Origin of the sequence: Bacillus sp. SB49 (assembly GCF_000469135.2) — a bacterium.
Classification (GTDB): Bacteria; Bacillota; Bacilli; order Bacillales; family Halobacillaceae; genus Halobacillus.
In genome coordinates this window covers 2,168,618-2,195,067 of record NZ_CP048117.1, presented here as the reverse complement: position 1 = coordinate 2,195,067, position 26,450 = coordinate 2,168,618, and the positions used below count along the sequence as shown (strand labels likewise).

The following is a 26,450-nucleotide window of genomic DNA, read 5'->3' as shown; positions in this document are numbered from 1 at the left end:
AAGGAGATTGGACTGTATAAGGAGGTTTTTCCTGTGAAGCATTCATCAAGTGATAATAAAAATAAATGGGAAGAAGCAGTGGAAAAGACAATAAAACGGTTTCCGGAGCGCAAAGAAGCGTTCTATACGAGTTCAGAAATACCGATTGACAGACTTTATGCGCCGGAGAATCCTGACGATCATTACATAGCAAAGAATGGGTATCCTGGCCAGTATCCCTACACGAGGGGAATACAGCCGACCATGTACCGCAGTAGATATTGGACGATGCGCCAGTACGCCGGTTTCGGATCTGCAGAAGAAACTAACCGAAGATTTCGGTACCTTCTCGAGCAGGGGCAGACAGGGCTGTCTGTTGCCTTCGACTTACCGACTCAAATCGGCTATGACTCCGATGATCCTATGGCAGAGGGCGAAGTGGGGAAAGTCGGTGTAGCGATTGATTCCCTTAAGGACATGGAACAGCTGTTTGATCACATTCCTTTGGACCGCGTAAGTACGTCCATGACGATCAATGCCCCTGCGAGTATTCTTCTTGCCATGTATATTGCCGTCGGTGAAAAGCAGGGCGTATCTCCGGAACTTCTGACAGGCACGATTCAAAACGATATCCTGAAGGAATATATTGCACGCGGAACGTATATCTATCCGCCTAAGCCGTCCATGCGGTTGATTACAGATATTTTTGCTTATTGTCAGGAGCATCTGCCTAAGTTCAATACCATAAGTATCTCAGGCTACCATATCAGGGAAGCGGGGTCGACGGCCGTTCAGGAAGTTGCCTTTACCATAGCCAACGGGATGGCTTACGTCGATGCAGCTATCGAAGCCGGTTTGAAAGTCGATCAGTTCGCCCCCCGCCTCGCCTTCTTCTTTAACGCGCACAATCAGTTCTTTGAAGAAGCAGCAAAATTCAGGGCTGCCAGGAGGATGTGGGCGAACATCATGAAGGAACACTTTGGTGCGAAGGATCCGAAGAGCTGGAAGCTGCGTTTTCATACACAGACAGGAGGCAGTACATTAACAGCGCAGCAGCCGGATAATAACATTGTACGGGTGACATTACAGGCGCTCGCTGCCGTCATGGGAGGTACACAGAGCCTCCATACGAATTCACGTGATGAAGCGCTCGCACTTCCTACAGAGGAATCAGCCCGGATTGCTCTTCGTACCCAGCAGATCATTGCAAATGAAAGTGGAGTAGCAGATACGATTGATCCTCTGGCCGGTTCGTACTATGTGGAAGCACTCACGGACCAGATAGAAAAAGAAGCGAATGTATATCTGGATCGAATCCGTGAAATTGGCGGTGCTGTCCAAGCGGTGGAAGAAGGTTATATGCAGCGGGAAATCCATCAGGCAGCCTATGAAGCACAGAAGCGGATCGAGTCGAAAGAAGACATTGTTGTCGGCATGAATGAGTTTCGGATAGAAGAAGAGATCCATGCTGACTTATTGAGAGTAGACGAAGCACTAGAGAAAGCACAAGTGAAAAAGACAAGGCAGGTAAGGGAAGAAAGAGACTCGGAAGAAGTGGCCGCGTGCCTGGACGCACTCCACACTGCCGCCAAAGGATCGGAAAACGTCATGCCGCATGTAGTCAAAGCAGTGAAGGCGTATGCGACCGTAGGTGAAATTGCTAACGTACTTCGAGAAGAGTATGGAGAATATACGGGAATGTAGAAAGGAAGGATAGAGATGAAACCAATACGTGTACTAGTAGCAAAGCCGGGTCTTGACGGCCATGATCGAGGGGCATTGATCATCGCTCAGGCGCTCCGCGATCATGGGATGGAAGTCATCTATACAGGACTTCGTCAGTCGGCAGTTCAAATCGCAAGAGCGGCCATACAGGAAGATGTCGATGTCGTCGGGTTGTCTTCTCTCTCCGGTGCCCATAAGTCTTTGTTTCCTAAAGTGGTGGAAGCGTTGGCTGCACAGGGGGCTTCTGACATTCCGGTCATAGGAGGGGGAGTCATACCTGCAGAAGATATTCCATTCCTTGAGTCGCATGGCGTGAACAAGATATTTACGAGCGGTTCCCCGACAGATGCGATAGCCGTTTATATCAAGCAGCTCGTCCAAAGGGATATGTTCGAAGAGCCGAAACGCATCGCGCACATCGGAATTGCCGTTAAGAGCATTGATGCCGTTCTTCCTTTTTATCAGCATACGCTCGGTCTGTCTTTGGAAGCGGTGGAGACCGTGAATTCGGAAGGAGTGCGCGTAGCTTTTTTGAAAATCGGTGAAACGAAGATAGAATTACTGGAACCTTTAAACGATAAGTCTCCGATCCAGTCTTTCTTAACGAAGAAAGGGGAAGGAATCCATCACATCGCAGTGGAAGTCGATCACTTGGATGCCCGTTTGAAGAAATACAAGGAGCAGGGGGTACGTCTGATCCATGAGGAACCGGCTGTGGGAGCCCACGATACGAGAGTGGCGTTCCTTCATCCGAAAGCGGCAAACGGTGTGCTGTATGAAATGGTAGAAAGCAAGGGGGATGAGTGATGGATATTTTTGATAAAATAAATGAACTGTATGATAAACGGCGCCAGGTTGAGCTTGGCGGCGGAGACGACCGCATTGAAAAGCAGCATGAAAAAGGAAAGTGGACGGCGCGTGAGCGGGTGGAATACCTCTTGGATGAAGGGACGTTTGTCGAGCTGAATCCATTTATGGAGCACAGGCATGACGCATTCGGTATGGATGGGAAAACGGCTCCCGGGGAAGGAGTTGTCACCGGATTCGGGAAGATAAACAACCGCGACGTCTATTTGTTCGCTCAGGATTTCACTGTGTACGGAGGTGCCCTTGGCGAAATGCATGCCAAGAAGATTGCGGCAGTTATGGATCTCGCGGTCAAAAATGGAACGCCGTTTATCGGACTTAATGATTCCGGCGGAGCGAGAATTCAGGAGGGCGTTTCTTCTTTGGACGGATATGGTCAGGTATTTTATCGGAATTCTATTTATTCCGGAGTCATTCCTCAGATTTCCGTCATTATGGGGCCGTGTGCAGGCGGTGCCGTTTACTCTCCTGCTATCACGGATTTCGTCATTATGGTCGAAAAGACGTCGCAGATGTTCATTACAGGTCCAAAAGTCATAGAAACCGTAACGGGAGAGAAGATTTCTGCCGAGGACCTCGGTGGGGCAGGCGTTCATAATTCCTTGAGTGGGAACGCTCATTTGAAGGCAGCAGATGAAGCGGGTGCATTGGACGCCGTCCGCGATCTGCTTTGCTATCTTCCTCAAAACAACAAAGAACTGCCGGAAGTATTGGAGGGAAGCGAAGAGGATGACTATCGACCCGATCTGACTGATATAATTCCATTCGATCCTGTTCGCCCTTATGATGTACGGATCATTATTGATGAAGTAGTTGACGATCAATCTTTCTTTGAAATCCATAAAGACTTCGCAAAGAATATTGTCGTCGGTTTCGCCCGCATAAAAGGGAAGTCCGTAGGGCTCGTTTGTAATCAGCCAAAGTACATGGCAGGGGGGCTCGATATCGACTCCAGTGATAAGGCGGCCCGTTTTATTCGAACATGCGATTCCTTTAATGTTCCTATCATAACATTTGAAGATGTCACCGGTTTTTTCCCGGGGATCAAGCAGGAGCACGGGGGCATTATCCGCCACGGAGCAAAAATCTTATATGCCTATTCTGAAGCTACCGTTCCGAAGCTTACGGTTATTACACGGAAAGCATATGGTGGGGCATACGTCGCACTGAACAGTAAATCGATAGGTGCAGATCTTGTTTTTGCCTGGCCCAATGCGGAGATAGCCGTCATGGGGCCGGAAGGGGCAGCGAACATTATATTCGCAAAAGAGATCAAGGACAGTGATGCACCGGAAGAGACAAGGAGTAGGAAGATTGACGAATATCGGGAGCGGTTCGCTAATCCATATGTCGCTGCAGGTCTCGGCATGATTGATGACGTCATTGATCCAAGAGAAACACGGAAGGTGCTTATTCGTTCGTTGGATATGCTACGGAATAAGCAGGAGGACAGACCGTATAAAAAGCACGGAAACATCCCGCTCTGATTGACACGACTCTCCAGTTCCGCTAACGTACTAAGTGGAACGTGTTACATATGAAGGAGGACCTATAGATGGTAGCAATCAACAAAGAACGTTTATTGGAAGAATTCCTGGAACTGGTTCAAATTGATTCGGAAACTGGTCAGGAAGCGGAAATATCCCGTGTGTTAAAAGATAAATTCGAAGCGCTTGGGCTTGAAGTGCTTGAAGACAATGCCGCGGAAGAAACCGGACATGCCGCCAACAACCTTATTTGTAATTGGAAAGGCACGAAGGAAGGGGTCGATACGATCTACTTTACGTCTCACATGGATACGGTCGTCCCCGGGAACGGCGTCAATCCTTCCGTAGAGGACGGGTATATCATTACAGATGGAACGACGATATTGGGGGCGGACGACAAAGCGGGCTTGGCCGCTATACTGGAAGCTATTCGATCTATTGAGGAAAACAAAGTAGAACACGGAGATATCCAGTTTGTCATCACTGTCGGAGAGGAAAGCGGTCTTGTCGGAGCCAAAGCATTGGACAGCACGCTTCTTAAAGCGAAGTTCGGCTACGCTATCGACAGTGACGGGCAGGTGGGAAACATTATTATTGCAGCGCCTACCCAGGCAAAGATCAATGCCGTCGTTAAAGGGAAAACAGCCCATGCTGGTGTAGCGCCTGAAAAAGGTGTCTCGGCGATTACGCTTGCGTCCCGCGCTATTGCTAAAATGCCGCTTGGCCGTATCGATGATGAAACGACTGCCAATATCGGACGTTTCGAAGGTGGACAGAAAACGAATATCGTTTGTGACCATGTCGAAATTTTGGCTGAAGCCCGTTCCCTGAACCCTGCTAAGATGGAAGAGCAGGTAGAGAAAATGAAACAGGCGTTCTTGGAAACGGCAGAAGAAATGGATGGAGATGTTGAACTTGATGTCCAAGTGATGTACCCGGGCTATAAGCAGGCAGCCGGGGACGAAGTGGTCGAAGTCGCAAGGGCTGCAGCCAAGCGTATCGGCCGTGAGAGTGAACTGTTGACGAGTGGTGGAGGAAGTGATGCGAACGTCATCGCGGGGCACGGCATTCCTACCGTCAATTTAAGCGTCGGCTACGAGGAGATCCATACTACGAACGAACGCATGCCGGTCGGTGAGTTGGAGAAAATCGCCGAATATGTAACAGCAATTGTAGAAGAAGTAGCAAAATAATTTTACAAGAACCTTCCCGTTTTTAAAGGGAAGGTTCTTTTTTATCTTCCCCCGGACATTGCGTGGGAATATTATTCCGAGGTCCTTTTCATGATTAACCGGCTCGTTTTTGATATAATGGAAGAACAGATGTTCTAATGGAGGAAGAAGGGAAGTTGTATGTCATCGAAATGGTACCCAAAGAACGGCCGGGTCATTTTTCATGTGGATATGAACAGCTTTTATGCATCCGTCGAAGCTGCCTATGATCCGGCTTTGAAAGGGAAACCACTAGCGATTGCAGGAAACCCTGAAGAACGGAAGGGGATTGTCGTAACGAGCAGCTACGAAGCCCGTAAATACGGGGTGAAAACGACCATGCTTGTCGGTGAGGCAAAACGTTTATGTCCGGATTTAATCGTCATGCGCCCCAATTTCGAAAGGTATCGGGCTGCATCAAAAGAAATGTTCAAAATCCTTTCCGATGTGACGCCGACTGTCCAGCCCGTTTCCATCGATGAAGGGTATATGGATATAACGGACTGTGAGGATCAAGGCTCCCCTCCTGAAATTGCAGAAAAAATCCAGCAGCGCATAGCGAATGAGCTGGATCTCCCCTGCAGTATAGGAATTGCGCCGAACAAATTCCTTGCCAAGATGGCATCGGATATGAAAAAACCGATGGGAATTACGATTTTAAGGAAACGAAAGCTTGATGAACAGCTTTGGCCGCTTCCAATTGAAGAAATGTACGGTGTAGGTCAGAAAACAGCAGAGAAGCTCAGACGGCTTGGGATAGAGAACATTGGACATCTTGCTTCCCATTCTGCTTTAGAGCTGAAGAGGGTCCTCGGTATTAATGGAGAGCGGCTTAAAAATCGTGCCAACGGATTAGATGACCGCCCCGTTGACCCTGATGCTGTTCATGAGTTCAAAAGTATTGGAACTTCAACCACGCTGCCGGCAGACACGGTGGATGATCATGAGATCCGCTCCGTTCTCCGCCGCTTATCAGGTAAAGTAGAGGCAAGGATGAAGAGCAAAAATGTACTGGCCCGGAATGTGCAGCTGATGATTCGTTATCATGACAGGAAGACCGTTACAAGAAGCAGACAACTGCGCGATTTCATTGCGACGACAGACGACTTATTCCAAATCGCCATCCGGCTTTTCGATGAGCATTGGAATCAGCAGCCCGTCCGTCTGCTTGGAGTGACCGCAAGTGATCTCGCAGAGAAGTCCGAAGTTACCCAGCAGCTGGACCTTTTCAATTATGAGCAGTATGCCGGGAAAGAAAGGCTTTACAAAGCGATCGATGAGCTTACGGATAAATATGGGAAGAACCCGTTCCGGAGATTGACGGACAAAGAGGAGAGTCCAGTGACGACCAGTTTTCAAAAGGATTTCCTTGATGATTTTAAAAAGTGATTCCCAGGAATGAGCCTTCTTTTCTGTTTCATACTAAACAGGAAGGGAGGTTTTTTCTTATGGGTAGAGATCGTCAGGAGAAGAAATTGAAGCGTTCTGGAAAGGTTCAGTCGGATCGCGATCAAAAGTTGAGTTACAATGGTGCAACGATGATGGAAGGGCCGGAAGAAGCCCGGAAGCGCCGATAAAAGAAGGAGTGTTTTCTATGGGTGGTAAACGAATGGGTCCGAAACAACAGAAGCAGCCGAATTTACCTTTAGGACCGGATCAGGGTTACGGGGAACCGGCACAAGGTTCTCATAAAGTGAAGACGGCCAATCATTCCCGCCAGAAACAAAAGTCATCCCATGACATGTGAGTCGATTCTGGCATAACTTGACAAGGATAGTTACAGGAAGGAAGGTCAAGATAGGATAGAGGAGGATGATTAAAATGCCGGAACGAATTGTGGCAGTCAGAAAAAACGGACAAGGCAGCATTATAGAAATGCAGTTGTCGTCTGGAGATGTTGTCGATTATAAACAGGCACACGAAATGGCGCGCAACGGGGAACTGGAACATGTGAACCTCATCAGAGGGAAGGATGGAGAAGATCATCTGCGCAGTGAACCGGATGGCATTACCTCCAACAATCTGGATAACCTTCCAACCTTTTAATGTTACAGGAAGAGCATATGCTCTTCCTGTTTTTTGGTTGTTGACGAAAAGAGAACAGCACTTATGTGATATAATTATGAAATATAAACGTATATATATTACATAATTATGTTGACTTCTCTCCTGCATGAGGTACACTTGAAATGAAACATTGTAAATATTATATTTCATATTTTAATTAGAGGGGTGCGCGGATGGCTATTTCAGTCCAGAACGTAGAGAAAACGTATCAAAGCGGAGAAGTGAAAATAGAAGCGTTAAAGCATGTGACATTAGATATTGATGATAACGAGATCATAGCCATTTTAGGGCCTTCAGGGTCCGGGAAATCGACTTTATTAAATGTGATCGGAGGCATAGACCGCTGTGATTCAGGGACGGTTATCATGAACGGATTGGACCTTAGCACCTGCAAAGACAAAGAACTTACAGAATATCGAAGAAAACATGCGGGGTTCATATTTCAGCAATACAACTTGATTCCGACTTTAACAGTGAAAGAAAATATTGAAGTCGGAAGAGAACAGAGCAGCCGACCGCTTGATATGGAAGAAATACTTGGCAAGGTCGGGATGTATGATAAGAGGGATAAATTCCCTTATCAGCTGAGTGGAGGAGAACAGCAGCGTGTCGCCATTGCGCGTGCCTTGATCAAAAACCCGGAAGTTCTTTTATGTGATGAGCCAACTGGTGCCTTGGATGAAGAAACCGGAAAGAAAGTCCTGGCACTGCTCCGCTTCGTTCAAGAAACATACGGAACGATGGTGCTGATTATCACCCATAATCAGGGAATCGGAGAAATGGCGCATAAAGTCGTCCGAATGAAAAGCGGAGCAATCGTAGAGACGTATAAGAACGAACAACCTGTTGATCCGGAGAAGGTGAAGTGGTCATGATTCTTCGGAAGTCTGTGCTTCGTACCCTGAAAGAGAGGAAGTTTCAATACGGCGGGGTCATGCTCCTGCTTATGCTTGCGGTCATGCTTTACGTCAGTTTATCTATGGCAATCGCTGCCTTGGATAAAAGAAATGAAACATTTATAGAGGATTACAGGCAGGAGTCTTTTCATATAGTTACGAGCGAAGAGCCGTCGGCCCGCCTGCTTACCAGTTGGACTGATAAATATGAAGCAACGCTTGAAAAGCGGAAATTTAAAGATCTGCAGGTATCCGAATCGTCTACCCTTCGCCTCCTTACTCCTACGGAAAAGATAAATAAGCCCTACCTTTCAGAAGGAAAGATGCCGAATAATGCCGGTGAAGTTGCCATCGCACCGGTTTTTGCAGAGGCCAATGGGATTTCCATCGGAGATGAGTTGGAAACGGAGGCAGGCGTTTTAGAAGTCACTGGTTTTGTATATTTGCCTGATTATATCTACATGGTCAAGGAGCAGACGGACGTGCTGAGCCATGCAGAGGCATTTGGTATCGGTGTTGCCACCGAAGAAACCATCGATCATTTTCCGGGAATCGCAAGGACAGAGGTTCTCGGGATGTCCGTAGAAAACCCGGATCGATTCATGGAAGCCATTCGTCAGGAGATTTCCGTCCTGCAGTACGTTCCGGCTGATGAGAATGCAAGAATTCAGTACGTCGAGACAGAGATCGAAGGGGCGGAACGTATGGTAACGACGCTCCCGCTGGTCATCCTTGCTCTCTCCGTATTCATGGTGCTGCTTTTGATGAAGCGTAGGATCGATATGCAACGGCGGGAGTTAGGTACGCTGATGGCGATGGGGTACAGGAGGGGAGAGTTGATGAAGCATTACTTGACCTATGCCTGGGTCATTGGTTTATCCGGTACCCTTTTAGGAGTGGCTGCAGGTTCCTTGTTATCCCTGCCGTTATCTGATTTGTACGCAGTTTATTTCAACTTGCCGGCTTTCGAAACCTTTACCTGGAATCTCTCTGTTCTTATCATCGGCCTTCTTGTACCGGTGGTGCTCCTTTTATTATCTACAGCGACACTCATTTGGCGTGCGCTTCAAAGTGACCCTTTGACGCTGCTTCGTCCGAAGGAGATGAGCAGAGGGAAGAAATCCTGGTTGGAAAAGCTGCCCTTTGTGAGAAATGGAAGTTTCCTGCGGCGTTTCAGGCTGCGGCTGATCATTCGCAGTAAAGCGAGGGCGTTGTACGTGTTCGCCGGGGTTATTTTCTCGTCGGTCCTGCTGCTTATCGGTCTCATCACCTTTCAAAGCATGGATCGACTGGTAGAGCAAACATACGAAGAAATACAGGCTTATAATTATGCTGTCCACTATTCAGGAATCAAGACTGCGGATCCGGAAGAAGAGGCCAGTCCTTTCACAATGACAAATCTATCCGTCAAGGGAACAGACGTAACGATCAACGGTTTCGGCATAGATCCCGAAACAGATCACATGCGGCTTCAGGCCGGAGGAGAGAATATGAACGAGCGTTTGAAAAAGGGAGCAATTCTCAGCGCACCTTTGGCTGCCGTACTGAAGGTGAAGGAAGGGGATACGGTTACCTTTCATGGAGAAGGCGGCGAACTGCGTGCAAAGGTCACCGGTATTGCCGATATGTACATCGGAAACAACGTGTTTCTCGAGAGGACACAGATGAATGAAAAGCTCGGTCTTCCTGAAAACGGATATACGGGGGTATGGCAGGACCGGAAACCGGAAACCGCCGATGATATCTATATGGTTGAGGACAAACAAAGGCTGATGGACAGCTTTGAAGCCACTTCAGGAGCTACTCGCAGTTCTGTACTAGTTATGGCAGCTTTCGCATTTTTTATCGGTGTACTTATATTGACATTGCTGATCCATTTAATCGTCGAGGAAAACAGCTCCTCCATTTCCTTGCTTAAAGTCATGGGATATCGTGATGAAGAAATTTCCAAGTTGCTGCTGCGTGTTTACACGCCTGTCGTTTTTCTCGCCTATTTTGTTTCCATTCCACTTGCCGGCTGGTCCCTGGAACAGACGATGAATTCATTGGTGGAAGAAACGGGATTCCTTCTCCCGACGGATGTGAACGTGTGGATGGGGGCCATCGGGCTGGCGGCCATCGGTTTTACCTATTGGTTCTCCCTGTTTTTATCCAAACGGAAATTAAGGAAAGTATCGCTTCAGGAAGCACTCAGTAAACAAGCAGAGTAGGGAGGAGGCCTGTTTGTAACATAAGGAAATGCTTCTGGAATAAAAGAAGCAAGAAAAAGTCAAGGGAAGTATCCCTTGACTTTTTTGTATTGTATGATCAGCCGAATATCCGTTTCATGATGGATAGTCCCAAACTAGAGCCGGGGTAGCGGAAACTTTGGTCGAATTTCGTAGTTTGTTTCGTAATACTCTTCGAATGAGAGAACGTATCAAAACTTGCTTGTCCATGATAACTGCCGATTCCACTTTCTCCAACCCCTCCGAATGGGAGGTGGGGGTTGATAATGTGATAAAGGGTGTCATTAATGCATCCGCCACCGAATGAAATGGAAGACAGGATCTCCTGCTGATCTTCTTCCGACTCTCCGAAGTAATATAAGGCAAGCGGCTTTGGTTTTTCTGTGATCTGTCCTGTGACTTCTTCCAGGGAATCATACGTCAGGATAGGAAGAATCGGCCCGAATATCTCTTCCTGCATGACAGGGTCCTGCCAGGAGACTTGGTCAAGGATCGTAGGCTCAATTTTTTGATTCCTTTCATTAACGGCGCCACCTGATACGATGGTTCCGGAATCCAGGTAGGCAGCGACACGATCGAAGTGTGCCTTGTTTACAATCTTTGTATACTCTTCATTATTTAAAGGATTGGAGCTGTAGAATTCTTGAATATACGCCTGCAGAGATTTCATAAGCTCCGCCTTAACTTCATGATGGACGTACAGATAGTCCGGTGCAATGCACGTTTGCCCTGCATTGGTGAACTTACCCCAGACAATTCGTTTCGCTGCCAGGTCGATCGATGCATCCTTATGGACGATGGCAGGGCTTTTCCCGCCTAATTCAAGTGTGACTGGGATGAGACGTTTCGCTGCCTTCTCCATAATGATCCTTCCTACAGGCACGCTGCCGGTAAAGAAGATGTAATCCAGCGGCTGATCGAGAAGCTCCTGGGTAACCTCTTTGTCCCCTTCGACGACGGCTATGAATGCAGGGGGGAAGTATTGTTCGATCATTTTTTTTAATACCCAGGAAACCGTAGGCGTCAATTCCGATGGTTTTATGATTACTGTGTTTCCGGCTGCGACCGCTCCGATAACAGGGGCAAGCGCTAATTGAACCGGATAATTCCAAGGCGCGATGATGAGCACCGTACCATATGGTTCTTTCATAATAAAGTTTTTGGAGCCGGTGTGAGTTAACGGCGCTTTTACTTTCTGCGGTTCCATCCATGATTTCAACTGTTTGAGATGATGATCTATTTCGCTTTTTAAGAAGGCGATTTCAGATGCGTAAGCTTCGTATTCGGATTTGCTCAGGTCGAATTTTAACGCTTCCAGAATCGGCTTCTCAAAGGTTGACAGCATCTTCTTCATTGTTAAAAGCTGTTCTTTACGGAAGGAATAGCTTTTTGTATGTCCCTCTTTGAACCATGCTTTCTGCTGCTGCACGATGGTTTGCATAAATTATCCCCCTTAACGGTTTCTGCTTATAGTATGACGATAGAAATCATGGGCGATCGTCGTGTTCGGAAAGATAGAACGTGCCTCTTCCGCCAACTGTTCCACGGCTTTCCCTTGATACCTTGAGGATACATGGTTGAGAATAAGTTCGCCGGCTCCCGCTGCATCTGCCAGTGACGCAGCCTGCTTGACTGTGGAATGATAATAGTCATATGCCATCTGTTCTTCATCACCGGCAAACGTCGCCTCGTGAACGAGGACATCTACAAGCTGAAGTTTATCTGCAAGGGAGGGGAGGTATCTGGTATCCCCGAGAATGGCCAGCTTTCTGCCCTTCTCCGCAGGGCCGAGCACGTCGGAACGATGGATAACCCGGCCGTCTTCCAATCGGGTCGTTTCCTGCTCTTTGATCGTCTGGTAAATCGGCCCGGGCTGTATGCCGAGTTCCTTTAATCTGTGCGGCTGCAGTTCTCCTAATCTGTCTTTCTCTTTCAAAAGATACCCGTAGCTTTCGAGGCCGTGTTGTAATTTGACCGCTTCTACAATGAACTGATCGTCTTCGAAAAGCATCCCTTCCTTTATTTCCACTACGCGGAGCGGATAGCGGAGGTGGGTGCCGCTGAGCCGAAGACTCCAGTCGATATACTCTTTCAATCCTGCCGGGCCGTAAACGGTTACAGGCGATTCGCCACCCTGGAAAGACCGGCTGCTCAGCAGACCGGGAAGACCGTAGATGTGATCTCCGTGCAGGTGGGTGATAAAAATGACCTCAATGCGCCGAGGGCGGAGGTTCGTGTTCAAGATTTGATGCTGCGTTCCTTCACCGCAGTCAAAGATCCATGTCGTACCGCGCTCTTCCAGCATGCGGAGTGCCAGAGAAGAGACGTTGCGTTCTTTTGAGGGGACTCCTGATCCCGTTCCGAGAAAAAATAATTCCATCATACATTCACTCCTACTACCATCTACCCCCATCATACCACCTGGGGGCGGGGAACACACTTCTAATATAGAAAAAACCTGCCGGCTGAAAGCGCGGCAGGTTCATTCCTTAAAGAGCGGATCACCATGCTCTTGTGTACTGAATCGGTCCTTCGAGGGGATATCCAAGCTCATCGGCAGCCTGCTTGGCCCAGTATGGGTTGCGCAGAAGAGGCCTCGCAAGAAAAATCAAATCCGCCCGGTCGTTCTGGAGAATTTCTTCGGCCTGGTTTCCAGTCGTAATCAGCCCGACAGCCCCTGTATCGATAGAGGCACCTTCTTTCACTTGTTCAGCGAATTTCACCTGGTATCCAGGGTACGGTTCGATGCTTGCCGGAACGACTCCTCCTGAACTGACATCGATCAGGTCCACGCCCTGTTTTTTCATTTCCTCGGAGAAATAGATGAAGTCTTCCATCTGATTTCCACCTTCCCGGTACTCTTCACCGGAGATGCGTGTGAACAATGGTCCATCCCATACCTCTTTAACGCCCTTGATAATTTCTTTAAGGAAGCGGTATCGGTTGGCACGGCTTCCACCATATTCATCAGTCCTTTTGTTTGTAAGTGGAGAAAGGAACTGGTTGATCAAATATCCGTGAGCCGCATGAAGTTCGATAATATCGAATCCTGCGCGCTTGGAACGGGAAGCGGCTTCTCTGAAGGCATCGATCGTCCTGTCGATATCCGCTTTCGACATTTCCGTAGGTACTTTCATGGAAGAGCTGAATGCTTCTTGCGTCGGTGCGAAAATCTCATCGCGTAAATTGGCTTTCCTGCCGGCATGGGCCAGTTGGATGCCTGCTTTTGCACCGTGACGATGGATGCCTTCATTTATCTGCTTCAATCCTTCGATTTGTTCGTCTTCCCATATTCCGAGATCTTCATGGGAGATACGCCCTTCCGGGAGGACGGAAGTTGCTTCAATGATGACCAGTCCTACCTGTCCTGCCGAACGGCTCTCATAATGAGCCAAGTGAAAAGGTTGGACCTTTCCGTCCTGGTCGTGAGCTGAATACATGCACATAGGTGACATGACGATTCGATTCTTCAATGTAACATCTTTTACTGTATAAGGGTGAAATAGTTTGTGCTTCATGAACGATCCTCCTATGGATGATGAGGTGTACCCTCGTATAGAACGGGAGGCACCATAAGTATAAAATATCAAAGGACGATCGATCGTGCGAATAATTAGGCTCGGTGAAGAAGGCAGGGAGGAGGCTGTCTTCTCCAAGACGCTTCAGACGGGAGGTTATTTTCGAACTTTTTCTTTTGCCAGGTCCCTGTATTCCAAAGCCTGGTGCGGGACGTCCGTAAAGATACCGTTCACACCGAGCTGGTAGCATTTTTTCATCAACGCCGGCCTGTTTACCGTATAGATCCGCAGGTCCAATCCTTCCTTCCGGCATTTCTTAGCGAGCTTCTTGTCCAATAGCCGGTGCTTAACGTGAAGAGCATCGGCTCCTATGGATTTCGCATACTGGCACAAATCCCGCATTTTCGTAGAGGTGAGAAAGGCAGTTGGAACAGAAGGGTTGATCTCTTTCAGTCTCACAAGGGAGTCCGGGTTGAAAGAGGAGAAGACCGTCCTTTCGAGCACCTGATGCCGCTTCAGAGTATCGTAGACGATCTGTTCTATATTCTTATAAGGAATGACATTTGTCTTTAATTCTATATTCAAAAACATAGGTTTATCATGGAACCACCGCAGGAACTCTTCTAATGATACAATATAGGTGTCAGAATATTCAGGGGAAAACCAGCTTCCGGCGTCAAGCAGACGCAGCTGGGCATACGTGTAGTCCTGAACAAATCCTGTCCCATTTGTCGTCCGGCGGAGGTTTTCATCGTGTATTAACACGGGAACTTGATCTTTGGTCAGCTGCACGTCTGTTTCGATTCCGTCTGCGCCTGACTCCGCAGCGATCTCGAAGGCGGGCATCGTATTTTCCGGCGCTAATTTGCTTGCTCCTCTATGCGCAAAGATCAATGTTTTCATAAAGATGCACCTCTTCCAGATAGACTTTGTGTTTGATTGTGTGGGAAAAACTAGTAAAAGTCAATAAGGAGTGTTGACCATGACCCTGTGGCAGACAAGGGAACAATTGACCGAATTGCTATGCTCTCTGGTAGAATACCCGAGCATAACCAACAGCAACGAAGAAATCGCCATCATTGAATACTTATATTATATTTTAGAGGATCGGAATTATTATCAAAACAAGCCCGATCACCTGAAACTGCATCCCTTGGATGACGGACGTCAACTGTTGACTGCACTTGTGAAAAAGGACGAGGCCGCAGATACGATCGTGTTGATCGCCCACGTCGATGTCGTTGGGATCGAGGATTACGGATCGTATCAGAACCTGGCTTTTTATCCGAGAGAATTGACGCAGGAGTTCCTTAAGAACATCGACGACCTGCCGAAGGAAGCAGCGCGGGATTTAAAGACCGGAAACTGGCTCTTCGGCCGGGGAGCCATGGATATGAAAGCGGGACTTACGGTTCACCTGTCCCTGTTGGAAAAAGCGATGGCGGGTGAATTTGACGGTAATCTGCTGCTTGTTGCTGTGCCGGATGAAGAGGTGAACTCCGAAGGGATGCTTGCCGCTCTCCCGGCGCTTGCCGAGATAAAAGAAAAAGAGAACTTGAACTTTAAAGCCGCTTTGAACGGCGAGCCTATGTTCAGCAAGTACCCAGGGGACCCTGCCTATTATCTTTATACAGGATCGATCGGCAAGACGCTCCCGGGCTTTCTATGCTACGGGAAAGAAACGCACGTCGGTGAGCCCTTCGGCGGTTTGAACGCAAACTTGATGATGAGTTATCTCGCCCAGGAGCTGGAGTTGAATGAAGCATTCATCGAGAATGTCGGTGGAGAGCGCACGCCGCCTCCTATCAGTTTGATGCAGCGGGACTTAAAGCATGAATATTCCGTGCAAACACCACAGGCAGCCGTTACGATGTACAACGTGCTCTATATGAAGCAGACGATTCAGGAGCTGAATGAGAAGCTGCTTCAGGCCGCCCAGCGGGCCCGGGCGAAAATTATCCATCACTATCATCATCAAGCCTCCTTTTATTTAAAAGGAACGCAAACCTCTTCCTTCCAGCCTGATATTACGATTCTGACTTATGATCAGCTGTATAAGGAAGCCGTCAAACGTTTTGGAAAAGCGGAAGTCGACCGTCGCCAGAACCGGTTAGTGAACTTAAGGGATCAGGGAGACAGGGACTTTTCCACAACACTCGTGCAGAGCCTTGCATCCATATGTAAAGATATCAGTCCGATGATCGTCCTTTTCTACAGTCCGCCGTTCTATCCGTCTGTATCGTCTCATGACGATCCTTACATTCAACATGCGGCGAAGACAGCGATGGATTATGCCAGGGAGCATTATGGAGAAGAGTTGGAGATGGTCGAATATTTCACGGGGTTATCGGATTTAAGTTTCATAGGACCAGCTTCGACGGCAAGTTCGCTTCAGGACCTTACGAAACAGATGCCGATTCACGGCAATGGATTTGAATGGCCGGCAGAGGCGATGGAAATGATCACGATGCCGATCCTTAATGTTGGTCCGCTCGGCAGGGATCCGCACCAATGGACGGAGCGGCTGGAATTGAGCTACAGCTTTGAAAAACTTCCGGTGATTCTGACTCATACGATCCATGAACTTTTTCGAACGCAGGAATAGTAGATAGAGGTAATAAAAAAGCGCCGGAGATTATTCTCCGGCGCTTTCTTCCTGTGGTTTATCCATTATAATAGATGCCGGCACCCGGGCCGATTTCCGCGCCTGGAATGAACATCCAGATCAGCAGCATGACGATCCAAATGATGGAGAAAGCAATCGAATAAGGAAGCATGGTGGATATCAATGTTCCGATTCCCACCTTCTTATCGTATTTCTGTGCAAAAGCGATGACGATTGCAAAATACGGCATCAACGGAGAGATGATGTTTGTCGTTGAATCAGCAATTCGGTATGCCAATGTCGTGAGCTCAGGGGAATATCCGAGGTTCATCATTAACGGAACGAAGACGGGAGCCATGATCGCCCATTTGGCAGAAGAACTTCCGATAAACAAGTTGATGAACCCTGCTACGAAAATGAAGGCAATGATTAAACCGATTCCTGTGAATCCGATAGAATCCAGGAATTCTGCACCGCTTACGGCGATGACTTTCCCAAGATTGGTGTGGTTGAAATATGCGACGAACTGACCGGCTGTGAAAGCGAGTACGATATACATCCCCATCGAAGCCATCGTATCGGACATCTGGTTGGCAACGTCTTTGTCGTTCTTGATTTCTTTCGTAATCCGTCCATAAACATAACCAGGTACGATGAACATGATCAAAATGACAGGTACAAGGCTTTGGAAGAACGGAGAGGCAAGAAAGTCATCAGGATCACGAAGCGGCCCCCATGATGGTAAGACGAGCAGGGACAAAAGTCCGATCGTTACGATGAAAGCGATGAGGGCACCGAGCATTCCTTTTTTCTCGATAGGAGTGACATATTGAGCCTCGTCCTCGCCTATGTCTCCTTTATACGTTCCTAACCTCGGTTCGACGATCTTGTCCGTTACGATTGTTCCGATTATTGTCAGGACGAATACGGAAGCGATCATGAAGTAGTAGTTCATCGTATAAAGAATGGTGTCTGCGTATTCAGGATCGATCGTAGCTGCCGCCTGAATAGTAAGGTCACCGAGCAGTGGATCAAGGGATGTCAAGAGCAGGTTGGCGCTGAACCCGGCAGATACACCGGCGAACGCAGCTGCCAGTCCTGCAAGGGGATGGCGTCCAAGACCTGCGAACAATACGGCTCCAAGCGGTGTCAAAACGACATACCCGGCGTCCGCTGCCATGCTCGACATGATTCCTCCAAAAACGAGAGCAGCCGTCATCAAAGACCGCGGTACCGATGTGACGAGACCACGAAGCATGGCACTTATAAGTCCGGACCGTTCCGCGATACCGATTCCAAGCATCGTGACAAGGACGGTTCCGAGCGGAGCGAAACCTACAAAGTTCTCCACCATGCTGTCAAATATATATTGAATCCCATCGCCTGACAGCAGGTTGACGACTTGAAGCGTTTCTCCTGTTGCCGGATCTTCCACTTCCACGTTCATGGAAGAGAAGATCCACGAAGCGATGATGACTAACAATGCAAAAATTGCGAACAATGTGACAGGGTGAGGGAGTTTGTTGCCGATCCGCTCGATTCCGTCAAGCATCCGCATCGTAAGCCCTTTCTTTTCTGTTTGGTCCATTTTTTTCCTCCTACTTTTTACTGTGGTATTATTTATTTACGATAACGCGTTAAAGTATATAAAATAATTATTTGTATTTGAAGGCATTTGGAAAAAGTGCCACTAGAAAAAACATTTTGAGTTCAAGAAGTATTACGAATTGTTACACAAGGGAAAAATATACATAAACATGCTACAATAGAAATGAATGATGATTCAGTTAGGAGGGGTTTGATATGCGTACGTTAAAAGATACCATTTCACAAATCACTTTACCTACGCCTTATGCGGTCGGTGATGTACACATATATTTATTGAAAGGAGACCGCTTGTCACTCGTAGATGCGGGTGTGAAAACGGAAGAGGCCTGGACGGTTTTGAAAGAGCGGCTCAAAGAGTTGGGATATGCACCGGAGGATATCGAGCAGGTCATCCTCACCCATCACCACCCGGACCATATGGGGCTCATCGAGCGCTTTCCGAAACTCGACTCCATTATAGCACACCCTAAACTTAAGCCTTGGCTGGAGCGTGAGGAAGACTACTTGCAGCGTTATGAGAGGTTTTTCAAAGCTATGTATATAGAATCCGGCGTTCCGGAGAGGTTTTTACCGATGCTTAAAGGGCTGCGTAAATCCTTGAAATGGTCCGCCCGCGGCACGTTAACCGGCACTCTGCAGGAGGGGGATACGCTTCCTGGTCATGACAATTGGAAGGCATTAGAGACACCGGGGCATGCCCAGAGTCATCTTTCTTTCTTACGGGAAGCAGACGGGGCGTTCATCGGCGGCGATCTTCTTTTGTCTCACATTTCCTCCAATCCTCTGCTTGAGCCGGGTTTCTGTGACGGGGATCCACGTCCTCGTCCACTTCTGCAGTACAGGGAATCGTTGGAGCGACTGCTTGATCTTCCTATTACTTCCATTTACCCGGGGCATGGGAAGATCTTTGACGGTCACGCCCCTTTGATCAAAGAGAGGCTGGAAAAGCAGGAGAAACGAGCACGAAAGGTGAAAGAAATGGTAAGGGAAGTACCGCTTACGGCATATGAAGTGTGTGAACGGCTGTTTCCGAAACATGTGGAATCCCAGCTCGGGCTTACGATGTCGGAGAGTATTGGCCAGCTCGATTATTTGGAGCATCATGGAGACGTCAAGACACAGGTAACAGAAGGACGAAAACGATATGTAGTGGAGGAATGATCTTGTGAATGAACTTGTAAAAGGAAAGAAAGTGCTGATAACCGGAGCTTCCAGCGGCATCGGCCAATACATAGCGATCCATACGGCCATGCAGGGGGGCGTACCAATTCTTGTCGCCCGGTCAACCGACAAACTTCGGATCATTGCTGAGAAGATTGAGGAATCTTTCTCTATCGAATGCCCGTGGTATACGGCAGATTTATCGATGGATGCCGAGTGGAAAGATGTCATCGACCAGATCTGCTATGACCATGGATCGATCGATGCACTGGTAAACAATGCAGGGATGGCCGTTTTCGATCTGGTGGAACAGGCGAAGTGGAAGGATATTGAACGGATGGTTGCGGTAAATGTGACTTCCTTGTTCCGTTCTACCCATCAGCTGCTGCCTCATTTCCTTCAAAAAGGGGAGGGGCATATCGTCAACATCGCTTCCCAGGCTGGGAAAATGGCGACACCGAAATCGTCGGTCTACGCAGCGACAAAGCATGCTGTGCTTGGCTTTACGAATGCGCTGCGCATGGAGGTGGAACCGAAGGGAGTGTTCGTCACTTCCGTCAATCTTGGACCTGTCCAGACCAACTTCTTCGAACAGGCGGATCCGGCGGGTACCTACCAGAAGGCGGTCGAACAAATGATGCTTGACCCCAACCATGTCGCTAGAACCGTCGTCGACCACTTGTTTACCAAATGCCGGGAAATTAATATGCCTGCCTGGATGAATGCAGGAAGCAAACTCTATGCACTGTCACCGGGAACGATCGAGAAAGTGATGAAAAAGCAGTTTGAGAAGAAATAATGGCTTCCTCTCTTCCGTTTGCAGCGGAGGGGCGGGAGCTTTTTTCTTGTTATTCCATTCGTTCGTTTCAGAAGCTGAAGAAGGATAAAATAAAGGATTTATTAAATCGGGTGCGTGTACCGGATTCGTGTCTACAATGAAAGTGTCAGGAAGGGGAACAGAATGGCTGCTATTTTACTGGTAGAAGATGACAAAGAAATTGCGAGAATCGTAAAGGACCATTTCACACGGCAGGGGATGGAGGTGACATGGGCTTCGACTGGACAGGAGGGATGGGAGGATTTTCACGATAAGGCGTATGATTTGATACTGGTCGATTTGATGCTTCCGGAAATGGACGGATACAGCCTTTGCAGAAACATCCGTCTGAAAAGCGATCTGCCGATTGTAATCATCAGTGCCAGGCAGGAAGAAGAATCGAAAATCAAAGGCCTCGACCTCGGTGCGGATGATTATGTTACCAAACCCTTCAGTCTGATGGAACTTACAGCCAGAGTCCAGTCCCATTTGCGCAGGTATGACCGCTACAGAAACCCGGAACAGGAACTGTCACGGGAGTGTTTGTACTCCGGTGAGCTTGCAGTGGATGTGGAGAAGAGGACGGTGAAAGTGGCAGGGAAGGAAGTTATGCTGACGGCTAAGGAGTTCGCGATGCTCCGGTTGTTCATTCAACATCCGCTTCGTACCTTCACCAAAGCGGAACTGTACGAACACATCTGGGGAGAGGTGGAGCTTAATGGTAATAACACGATCAATGTCCATATCAAGAGTCTTCGAAATAAGCTCGGGGAAAATGTCAAAGAACCGATATGGATCGAGACCGTCTGGGGAACCGGCTATCGTTTTATCGGGGAAGTCCTCTCATGAAAATAAGGACATGGCTGATGATTACCTATCTGCTCGTCATGATCCTCCCGCTCGCCGGCGCGTATGGCTTTTTTCTCTGGGTGCAGGAATGGAACCATGAGAAAAGGGTGGCGGATACGTTTGAGTTAACAGAGCGTATCCATGAACTGGAAGCATCATTACAGTCCGTGGACTGGTATGAGCGCAGACCACGCGAAGAATTTAATCGAGAATGGGAAGCGGTGACGAATGATTCCGACGTAGCCGTTAAGCTGTTTCGATCGGATGGGTTGATGGTCTATAATTCTGAATCCAATGATTTACGGATCGAGCCCCGTCAATCGCTGCTGCAGGGTCTTTATCACTATGACTTATCTTTTCAGTCCCTTTCCGTAAAAAAGCCGGTATTCGTTGACGGGGAGATAAAAGGGATCTATGACATCCGGATCGACCGTTCGGAATGGGTGGAAGGTGTGAAGAACAGGCGCATCGGTATTCTTGCATTATCCGGGGTTTTATTTCTACTCATTTACTCCGGGGTGCTTTGGATGCTGCACCGCAAGTGGAACCTTCCCTTAAAGCGTTTAATTTCTGGTATGGACCGCTTTGCAGATTACCAGACGACGGTGCGTTTCCCGGATAAGAAGAAGGATGAGCTCGGCCAGTTAATGACTCATTTCGAAAGCATGCAGGAGCAGGTGGAAGCGGCCAACAGAGAAACCGTCCGGGAGCAGGAAGAAAAGCAGCTCATGATGGCTTCTTTCTCCCACGATATTAAGACGCCCCTGACATCTTTACAGACCTATGCGGAGGCTCTGCAGGGAGAAGGGTTGACGGAACAGGAAAGGAAAGAATACCTGCAGATCCTCGCAGGTAAATCCAATCACTTGAAAGGTCTGATTGAGGATTTGACGACATTCGCCAAGTTTCAGTCCAGCAGCTATGAGATGGAGCGGCCTGAAGTGGATGCAGAAGAATTCTTTGATATGTTGTTTGAGGGCTACGATGAGATGGCCCGTGCCCGAGGAGTCCTGTTTCTAAAAGAAGAGAGAATCGAAGGAACGGTGCGGATGAGCGCCAGGGAAATGATTCGTTACCTCGATAATCTTATGAGCAATGCCCTGCGCTATACGCCGGAGGGAAAAACCATTTTTGCCGCCGTCCTTGGCGAAAAGGAGCCGCTGCCCGGGTGGGTTTTCCCGGAGGCAGCAGAAGAGATGTTCCAGGAAAGAAAGGGCCGAGCGCTCTTGCTTGTACAGAATGAAGGGCCGGCGATTGCGGAACAGCAGCTGGAATCGGTACTCAAGCCATTTTATCAAGGAGAAGCTTCCCGGACGTCGGATGACGGCAAACAATCGGGGCTTGGATTAAGCATCGCCCATATGATTGCGGAAAGCCATGAAGGAGAGATGAAGCTTTGGTCCGTGCCCGGGCGCGGGATGATCATTGCTATGTTGTTCAATCAAGTACATGAAGGAGAGGGTTAAACGTGAGGAAGTGGTTAATTGGAGTCATTACAGCAGGTGTGTGTCTCGTATCGGCTTGCTCCGCTGAGTCGGGCGGAGCGTACTCGCCGGATCAGATTGTAGCAAATGCGGTCGAAAAAGAAGATCAGTTGGATCGCTATTATATGAAAATGGAGATGGATGTCCAAAAAGGAGACGATACCATTGACCGCTCTACAATGGAACAGTGGTCGGATGTTGCTAATAATCGGATCAAGGTCATCGCAGATACGGAGGGTGGTGCTGTCCAGTCGTTGAATGATGGGAAGACAACTATGTTTTATTCGGAAGAGCAGGGAGAAGCATTCACCATAGACAGTCCCGGGACAGAACAAATGCTTTCCGGGGAGTCTCAACGGGAGCAGCTGCAGCAAATGCTTCAAGAGACAAGGAAAACCCATGACGTCGAGCTCATTGGGGAGGAAGAAGTGAACGGATTTGGAACGTACCATATCAAAGCCGTGCCGAAAGAGGACGGGGGATTCCGCGGGAACGAGGAGTATTGGATTTCCGATAAGCATTGGATCATTATCAAAATGGTCGCCCATAGTGAGGATCTTAAGACGGAATATACGGTGACGGAATTGGATGTGGACCCTTCCTTCGACGACCGTACCTTTACGATGGACCTTCCTCAGGGTGTCGAGGTGAAAGAGATGGATGATCTCGGTTTAACGGAGGAGACGTCTCTTGAAGAGGCAGAGGAAATCTACGGTCAGCCTGTTTTGAAGGTCAAGGATGAGGCCTATGAATTAACAGCTGTTGATCGTTTCTCCAGCAAAGAGCTAAAGCGTACCGAGGTGAATCAATCCTATAGCAAAGATGGATACGGGCAGTTCACACTGACTTCTTTTGAAGCTCCGGAAGACAACCTTTCTGCCGGTTTCAGCGGGGAAGAAATAGTGGAAGTCCGAGGGACGAAGGGCGTCTTTACGGAAGATGTCATTACAAACCTCCTTTGGGAAGAAGGTGGACTTCGGTATTCGCTCCTTGTGGAAGATCCGGAGCTGACAAAGGAAGAAATATTTGCCATTGCCGAGGCGTTGGAATGACGGTCGAGGAAAGGATGGAGAGTAAATATGGGGATGATTGCTATCGCATCTATCTGGATATGGGCAGCAGCAATAAAAGAGCTGCTCAAACCTTCGGACAGGCAGGGTCACCGTAAAATCATCATTCTTACAGCTGTAGGTACTTTATCTGCTGCGGTCCTCACGGTTTCGCTTCTCTAAGCAGGTATATGATTGTAAGGAGCAGTATCGGTACGATTGATGGCAGGAGGTTGAATCGATGGGAGTTGTTCATTGGTACGATTGGATTATTCCGACAAGTCCATTTGCTTCGTTTCTTTTCGGCATGCTCTTCACCGCCGCCACCGCCGGGTTAGCCTGGTGGGAAACGAGGAGCAAGCGGGTGATGCTGCTCGTATTTTCAGTGGGGGCGGTCGTCACATGCGTCGGGGTGCTTTTGCTTAAGTGGATCGGTCACTATGGCTGAAGGGATAGATAAGAAGACGGGATTTTGTGCGGCGTCCCTTTTCAGTCTTCTTTCTGTTTTATCTGCCGTCCTTTCCAGTGAGTATTTTGTCTTTTACCTTGTGCTTGCTCAAATCGCAGCGTTTTTGAGCGTGGCCCGGGCAGAAAAGGTACATAGAAGCCGGGAAAAGTAATGGTTTCTCATAAAGGTCCCCCTTATCCTTCTGCAGGAAAGGGGACTTTTTCTTTTTTGTCAGTTTTCCTCTAACAGTAATTGCCACTTGCAAATGCGAACATATATTCGCATAATAGTATGTAGAGGAAAAGGAGGAGCAGGTATGAAAAATCCGAACATCGATTACGGTAGTTATCCAGACCGGGGGATCCTCTGTGTCGATATGAAGAGTTTCTATGCCAGCTGCGCGGCTGTCGCGCGGGGACTCGACCCGCTGATATGTCCGCTCGCGGTCGTTGCAGATATGGAGCGCAGGGGAAGTGTCGTTCTGGCGGCGACGCCCGCTATGAAGGAGAAGTACGGCATCCGAACAGGCAGCCGCCTGTTCGAAATTCCCTCCGTTCCGGAAATCGTCATCGTCTCCGCTCAAATGAAAACCTATTTAGAGATTTCCACGCAAGTGACGGATTTGTTCCATAAATTCGTGCCGAAAGAGAAGATCCACACCTACAGCGTCGATGAAAGCTTTCTTGAAGTGGGGAACGGAGAAGGGAGATTCAGCAATCCGGAAGAAACTGCCCAAATGATTATAGATGAGCTGAAGGAAACGTTCCATCTGGATGCAGCGATCGGCATCGGTCCGAACATGCTGCTTGCGAAGCTGTGCCTGGATCTGGAAGCGAAGAAAAAGGGTGTTGCCCGTTGGACGTATGACAACTTCAGAGAGAAGCTGTGGCCGGTGGCACCATTGTCCGAGATGTGGGGGATCGGTCCTCGTCTGGAACGGCGGCTCAACCGGATGGGGATCTGGTCTGTCGGCCAGCTGGCGAAGTTTCCGTTGGAACAGCTGGAGAAAGCGTTCGGGGTCATGGGCAATCAATTTTTTTACCATGCAAACGGTGTCGATCTGTCCGATCCCGGGGCACCGATCATCCAGGGGCAGGTCAGCTACGGGAAGAGTCAGATTCTCTTGAGGGATTATCATAAGCCCGAGGATGTTAAGTACGTCATCTTGGAGATGTGCGAGGAAGTCGCCCGTCGCGCCCGGCGGAAAGGGCATGCGGGACGAACGATTTCCCTCGGTATCGGCTACAGCAAAACGGAAGGCGGGTCCGGTTTCCACCGGTCGGTTTCCGTCGAGCATCCGACGAGTATTACGATGGACCTTTACCGGGCATGTCTCGTCTTGTTCAGCCGCTATTATAACGGCGGGGTCGTACGTAAGATTTCCATTTCTCTTGGGAATATAACGGAAGACTCGGACATCCAGCTTGATTTGTTTCAGCACGCCCGGGACAGGAAAAGGGATCTTGGGTATGTAATGGATGAAATAAGGGAGCGGTACGGTCAGGATATGCTGCTGCGGGCCGTGTCATGGACCGATGCGGGCACGGCCCGCCATCGGAGCCGGCTTGTCGGAGGTCACTATGCAGAATAGAGAAACAGAACGATTGCACGAACGTCCCGGATTTTTTAAAATAGAGGAACAGGAGGGATGAAAGATGAAATTAAGGATAACAGACGAAGCAATGGAACAACTGAAGCGGATGGAAGAAACGGAGCGTCCGATTATTCGGCTGTTTTATGATACCGAAGGCTGCGGCTGCGGTGTGAACGGGCTTCCTATGATCCGCTTTGATGATAAACGGTACGATACGGATAAAGAAGTGGAAAATGAAGCGTATCCTGTCGTCATCGACGACCAGCAGTCTGTCTTTTTCAAGCAGGAAATGAAGCTGGATTTTGCCAAGGGAACGTTCCGCCTGTCCAGCCCGGACGGTATCCTAAATCCGATCATCCCGATTAAAACGGTCAAAGGAGCTGCGGTATGAGCAAGAAGAAACAAACGAGTGGAACACTTGCGGATCAGCTTGGTGCCGATGTTTGGACGAAGCTGGAGTCTAAAAAGGCCGAGCTGAAAAAGCAGGAGGAGATCCGTGAAGCGAAAGAGAAGGAACGCCGGATCGCTGAACGGAAACAAAGAGAAGCGAACAAAAGCTTTGAAGAGCTGCTCAACGAGAGTGACATGGATTGGAAGAAATTTAAAAAATGAGTCCCCATCCCGGGGGCTTTTTTCATTGGAAGGAGATCGATGAACCGTAGTCAGAAAAGCGGGAATTCCCGGACTTCGACGGAAACGATTGACCCACAGCCCCTTCGTTGTTATGATTCTCGTTATAAATTGATACATGAAGTACCTTGTATAAGTTCAGGAATATGGCCTGAGCGTTTCTACCAGCTACCGGAAATAGCTTGTCTACAGGGAAGAGTGAATGTTGATTCCTTTTTCCTATGGAT

At 48.5% G+C, this 26,450-nt stretch carries 27 protein-coding genes and 1 riboswitch; of the genes, 22 read left to right on the top strand and 5 right to left on the bottom strand.

Going from position 1 to position 26,450, the window contains the following annotated elements:
- Window positions 1-33: 33 nt before the first annotated feature.
- The 10 genes from M662_RS11530 to M662_RS11485 all read left to right on the top strand — a co-directional run bounded on the left by M662_RS11530 (window position 34) and on the right by M662_RS11485 (window position 10,442).
- The gene (locus tag M662_RS11530) at window positions 34-1,683 is read left to right on the top strand and encodes an acyl-CoA mutase large subunit family protein (RefSeq protein ID WP_008639047.1); all 1,650 of its coding nucleotides are present in this window, start codon (window positions 34-36) and stop codon (window positions 1,681-1,683) included.
- A gap of 15 nt (window positions 1,684-1,698) precedes the next feature.
- Window positions 1,699-2,511 (top strand): methylmalonyl-CoA epimerase, encoded by an 813-nt coding sequence (mce, locus tag M662_RS11525; RefSeq protein ID WP_008639049.1) that lies wholly within the window; start codon window positions 1,699-1,701, stop codon window positions 2,509-2,511.
- On the top strand, window positions 2,511-4,058 hold the full coding sequence (locus M662_RS11520; RefSeq protein WP_008639050.1) for an acyl-CoA carboxylase subunit beta: 1,548 nt from the start codon (window positions 2,511-2,513) through the stop codon (window positions 4,056-4,058). Before mce ends, M662_RS11520 begins: the two co-directional genes overlap by 1 nt.
- Before the next feature lie 68 nt (window positions 4,059-4,126).
- Window positions 4,127-5,251, top strand: coding sequence for a M20/M25/M40 family metallo-hydrolase (locus M662_RS11515; protein WP_008639051.1), 1,125 nt, complete (start codon window positions 4,127-4,129; stop codon window positions 5,249-5,251).
- 159 nt (window positions 5,252-5,410) lie between these two features.
- Window positions 5,411-6,658: a DNA polymerase IV gene (locus M662_RS11510; RefSeq protein WP_008639052.1), complete on the top strand. Its 1,248-nt coding sequence runs from the start codon at window positions 5,411-5,413 to the stop codon at window positions 6,656-6,658.
- A gap of 59 nt (window positions 6,659-6,717) precedes the next feature.
- Complete coding sequence (locus M662_RS19765; RefSeq protein WP_008639053.1) at window positions 6,718-6,846, top strand: YpzI family protein; 129 nt, start codon at window positions 6,718-6,720, stop codon at window positions 6,844-6,846.
- Window positions 6,847-6,863: 17 nt separating this feature from the next.
- Complete coding sequence (locus tag M662_RS11500) at window positions 6,864-7,016, top strand: small acid-soluble spore protein P (protein ID WP_026577233.1); 153 nt, start codon at window positions 6,864-6,866, stop codon at window positions 7,014-7,016.
- Between the two features lie 74 nt (window positions 7,017-7,090).
- Window positions 7,091-7,315, top strand: coding sequence for a DUF3892 domain-containing protein (locus M662_RS11495; protein ID WP_008639055.1), 225 nt, complete (start codon window positions 7,091-7,093; stop codon window positions 7,313-7,315).
- 194 nt (window positions 7,316-7,509) lie between these two features.
- Window positions 7,510-8,211, top strand: a complete 702-nt coding sequence (locus M662_RS11490; protein ID WP_026577234.1) for an ABC transporter ATP-binding protein — start codon at window positions 7,510-7,512, stop codon at window positions 8,209-8,211.
- Window positions 8,208-10,442, top strand: a complete 2,235-nt coding sequence (locus M662_RS11485; RefSeq protein ID WP_026577235.1) for an ABC transporter permease — start codon at window positions 8,208-8,210, stop codon at window positions 10,440-10,442. The genes M662_RS11490 and M662_RS11485 overlap by 4 nt, the downstream gene beginning before the upstream one ends.
- Window positions 10,443-10,539: 97 nt before the next feature.
- Here M662_RS11485 and M662_RS11480 read toward each other — a convergent pair whose 3' ends face one another.
- The 4 genes from M662_RS11480 to M662_RS11465 form a co-directional block, all read right to left on the bottom strand.
- Window positions 10,540-11,901, bottom strand: a complete 1,362-nt coding sequence (locus M662_RS11480) for an aldehyde dehydrogenase (protein WP_008639253.1) — start codon at window positions 11,899-11,901, stop codon at window positions 10,540-10,542.
- 12 nt (window positions 11,902-11,913) lie between these two features.
- Window positions 11,914-12,840, bottom strand: a complete 927-nt coding sequence (rnz, locus tag M662_RS11475) for a ribonuclease Z (RefSeq protein ID WP_026577236.1) — start codon at window positions 12,838-12,840, stop codon at window positions 11,914-11,916.
- A gap of 121 nt (window positions 12,841-12,961) precedes the next feature.
- Window positions 12,962-13,978: an NADPH dehydrogenase NamA gene (namA, locus tag M662_RS11470; protein WP_026577237.1), complete on the bottom strand. Its 1,017-nt coding sequence runs from the start codon at window positions 13,976-13,978 to the stop codon at window positions 12,962-12,964.
- A gap of 156 nt (window positions 13,979-14,134) precedes the next feature.
- Window positions 14,135-14,881 carry a glycerophosphodiester phosphodiesterase gene (locus M662_RS11465; RefSeq protein WP_008639260.1) on the bottom strand — a complete coding sequence of 249 codons (747 nt, stop codon included), beginning with the start codon at window positions 14,879-14,881 and terminating at the stop codon, window positions 14,135-14,137.
- 79 nt (window positions 14,882-14,960) lie between these two features.
- Between M662_RS11465 and M662_RS11460 the strand changes: the two genes are divergently transcribed.
- Window positions 14,961-16,583, top strand: coding sequence for a M20/M25/M40 family metallo-hydrolase (locus M662_RS11460; RefSeq protein ID WP_008639268.1), 1,623 nt, complete (start codon window positions 14,961-14,963; stop codon window positions 16,581-16,583).
- Window positions 16,584-16,641: 58 nt separating this feature from the next.
- On the opposite strand, the gene M662_RS11455 is transcribed toward M662_RS11460, so the two are convergent.
- Window positions 16,642-18,171, bottom strand: coding sequence for an AbgT family transporter (locus M662_RS11455; RefSeq protein WP_008639270.1), 1,530 nt, complete (start codon window positions 18,169-18,171; stop codon window positions 16,642-16,644).
- A 215-nt stretch (window positions 18,172-18,386) separates the two neighbouring features.
- On the opposite strand from M662_RS11455, the gene M662_RS11450 reads away from it, so the two are divergent.
- The 11 genes from M662_RS11450 to M662_RS11405 all read left to right on the top strand — a co-directional run bounded on the left by M662_RS11450 (window position 18,387) and on the right by M662_RS11405 (window position 26,205).
- Window positions 18,387-19,352 (top strand): MBL fold metallo-hydrolase, encoded by a 966-nt coding sequence (locus M662_RS11450; RefSeq protein WP_026577238.1) that lies wholly within the window; start codon window positions 18,387-18,389, stop codon window positions 19,350-19,352.
- A 4-nt stretch (window positions 19,353-19,356) separates the two neighbouring features.
- Window positions 19,357-20,151 (top strand): SDR family NAD(P)-dependent oxidoreductase, encoded by a 795-nt coding sequence (locus M662_RS11445; protein ID WP_008639274.1) that lies wholly within the window; start codon window positions 19,357-19,359, stop codon window positions 20,149-20,151.
- 162 nt (window positions 20,152-20,313) lie between these two features.
- Window positions 20,314-21,018 (top strand): response regulator transcription factor, encoded by a 705-nt coding sequence (locus M662_RS11440; protein ID WP_008639276.1) that lies wholly within the window; start codon window positions 20,314-20,316, stop codon window positions 21,016-21,018.
- Complete coding sequence (locus M662_RS11435; RefSeq protein WP_008639278.1) at window positions 21,015-22,484, top strand: sensor histidine kinase; 1,470 nt, start codon at window positions 21,015-21,017, stop codon at window positions 22,482-22,484. The genes M662_RS11440 and M662_RS11435 overlap by 4 nt, the downstream gene beginning before the upstream one ends.
- 2 nt (window positions 22,485-22,486) lie before the next feature.
- A complete protein-coding gene (locus M662_RS11430; protein ID WP_026577239.1) occupies window positions 22,487-23,554 on the top strand; it encodes a LolA family protein in 1,068 nt (355 codons plus the stop codon).
- Window positions 23,555-23,581: 27 nt separating this feature from the next.
- Window positions 23,582-23,734: a hypothetical protein gene (locus M662_RS19470; RefSeq protein WP_008639281.1), complete on the top strand. Its 153-nt coding sequence runs from the start codon at window positions 23,582-23,584 to the stop codon at window positions 23,732-23,734.
- 58 nt (window positions 23,735-23,792) lie between these two features.
- Window positions 23,793-23,999 carry a hypothetical protein gene (locus M662_RS11425; protein ID WP_008639283.1) on the top strand — a complete coding sequence of 69 codons (207 nt, stop codon included), beginning with the start codon at window positions 23,793-23,795 and terminating at the stop codon, window positions 23,997-23,999.
- Window positions 23,992-24,171: a hypothetical protein gene (locus M662_RS11420; protein ID WP_026577240.1), complete on the top strand. Its 180-nt coding sequence runs from the start codon at window positions 23,992-23,994 to the stop codon at window positions 24,169-24,171. The genes M662_RS11425 and M662_RS11420 overlap by 8 nt, the downstream gene beginning before the upstream one ends.
- 144 nt (window positions 24,172-24,315) lie before the next feature.
- The gene (locus tag M662_RS11415; protein ID WP_008639287.1) at window positions 24,316-25,590 is read left to right on the top strand and encodes a Y-family DNA polymerase; all 1,275 of its coding nucleotides are present in this window, start codon (window positions 24,316-24,318) and stop codon (window positions 25,588-25,590) included.
- A gap of 64 nt (window positions 25,591-25,654) precedes the next feature.
- Entirely contained in the window at window positions 25,655-25,984 is a 330-nt protein-coding gene (locus M662_RS11410) for an iron-sulfur cluster biosynthesis family protein (RefSeq protein ID WP_008639289.1), read from the top strand.
- Complete coding sequence (locus tag M662_RS11405; protein WP_008639291.1) at window positions 25,981-26,205, top strand: YqkE family protein; 225 nt, start codon at window positions 25,981-25,983, stop codon at window positions 26,203-26,205. Before M662_RS11410 ends, M662_RS11405 begins: the two co-directional genes overlap by 4 nt.
- 126 nt (window positions 26,206-26,331) lie before the next feature.
- Window positions 26,332-26,432, top strand: a riboswitch (purine riboswitch).
- Window positions 26,433-26,450 lie beyond the last annotated feature (18 nt).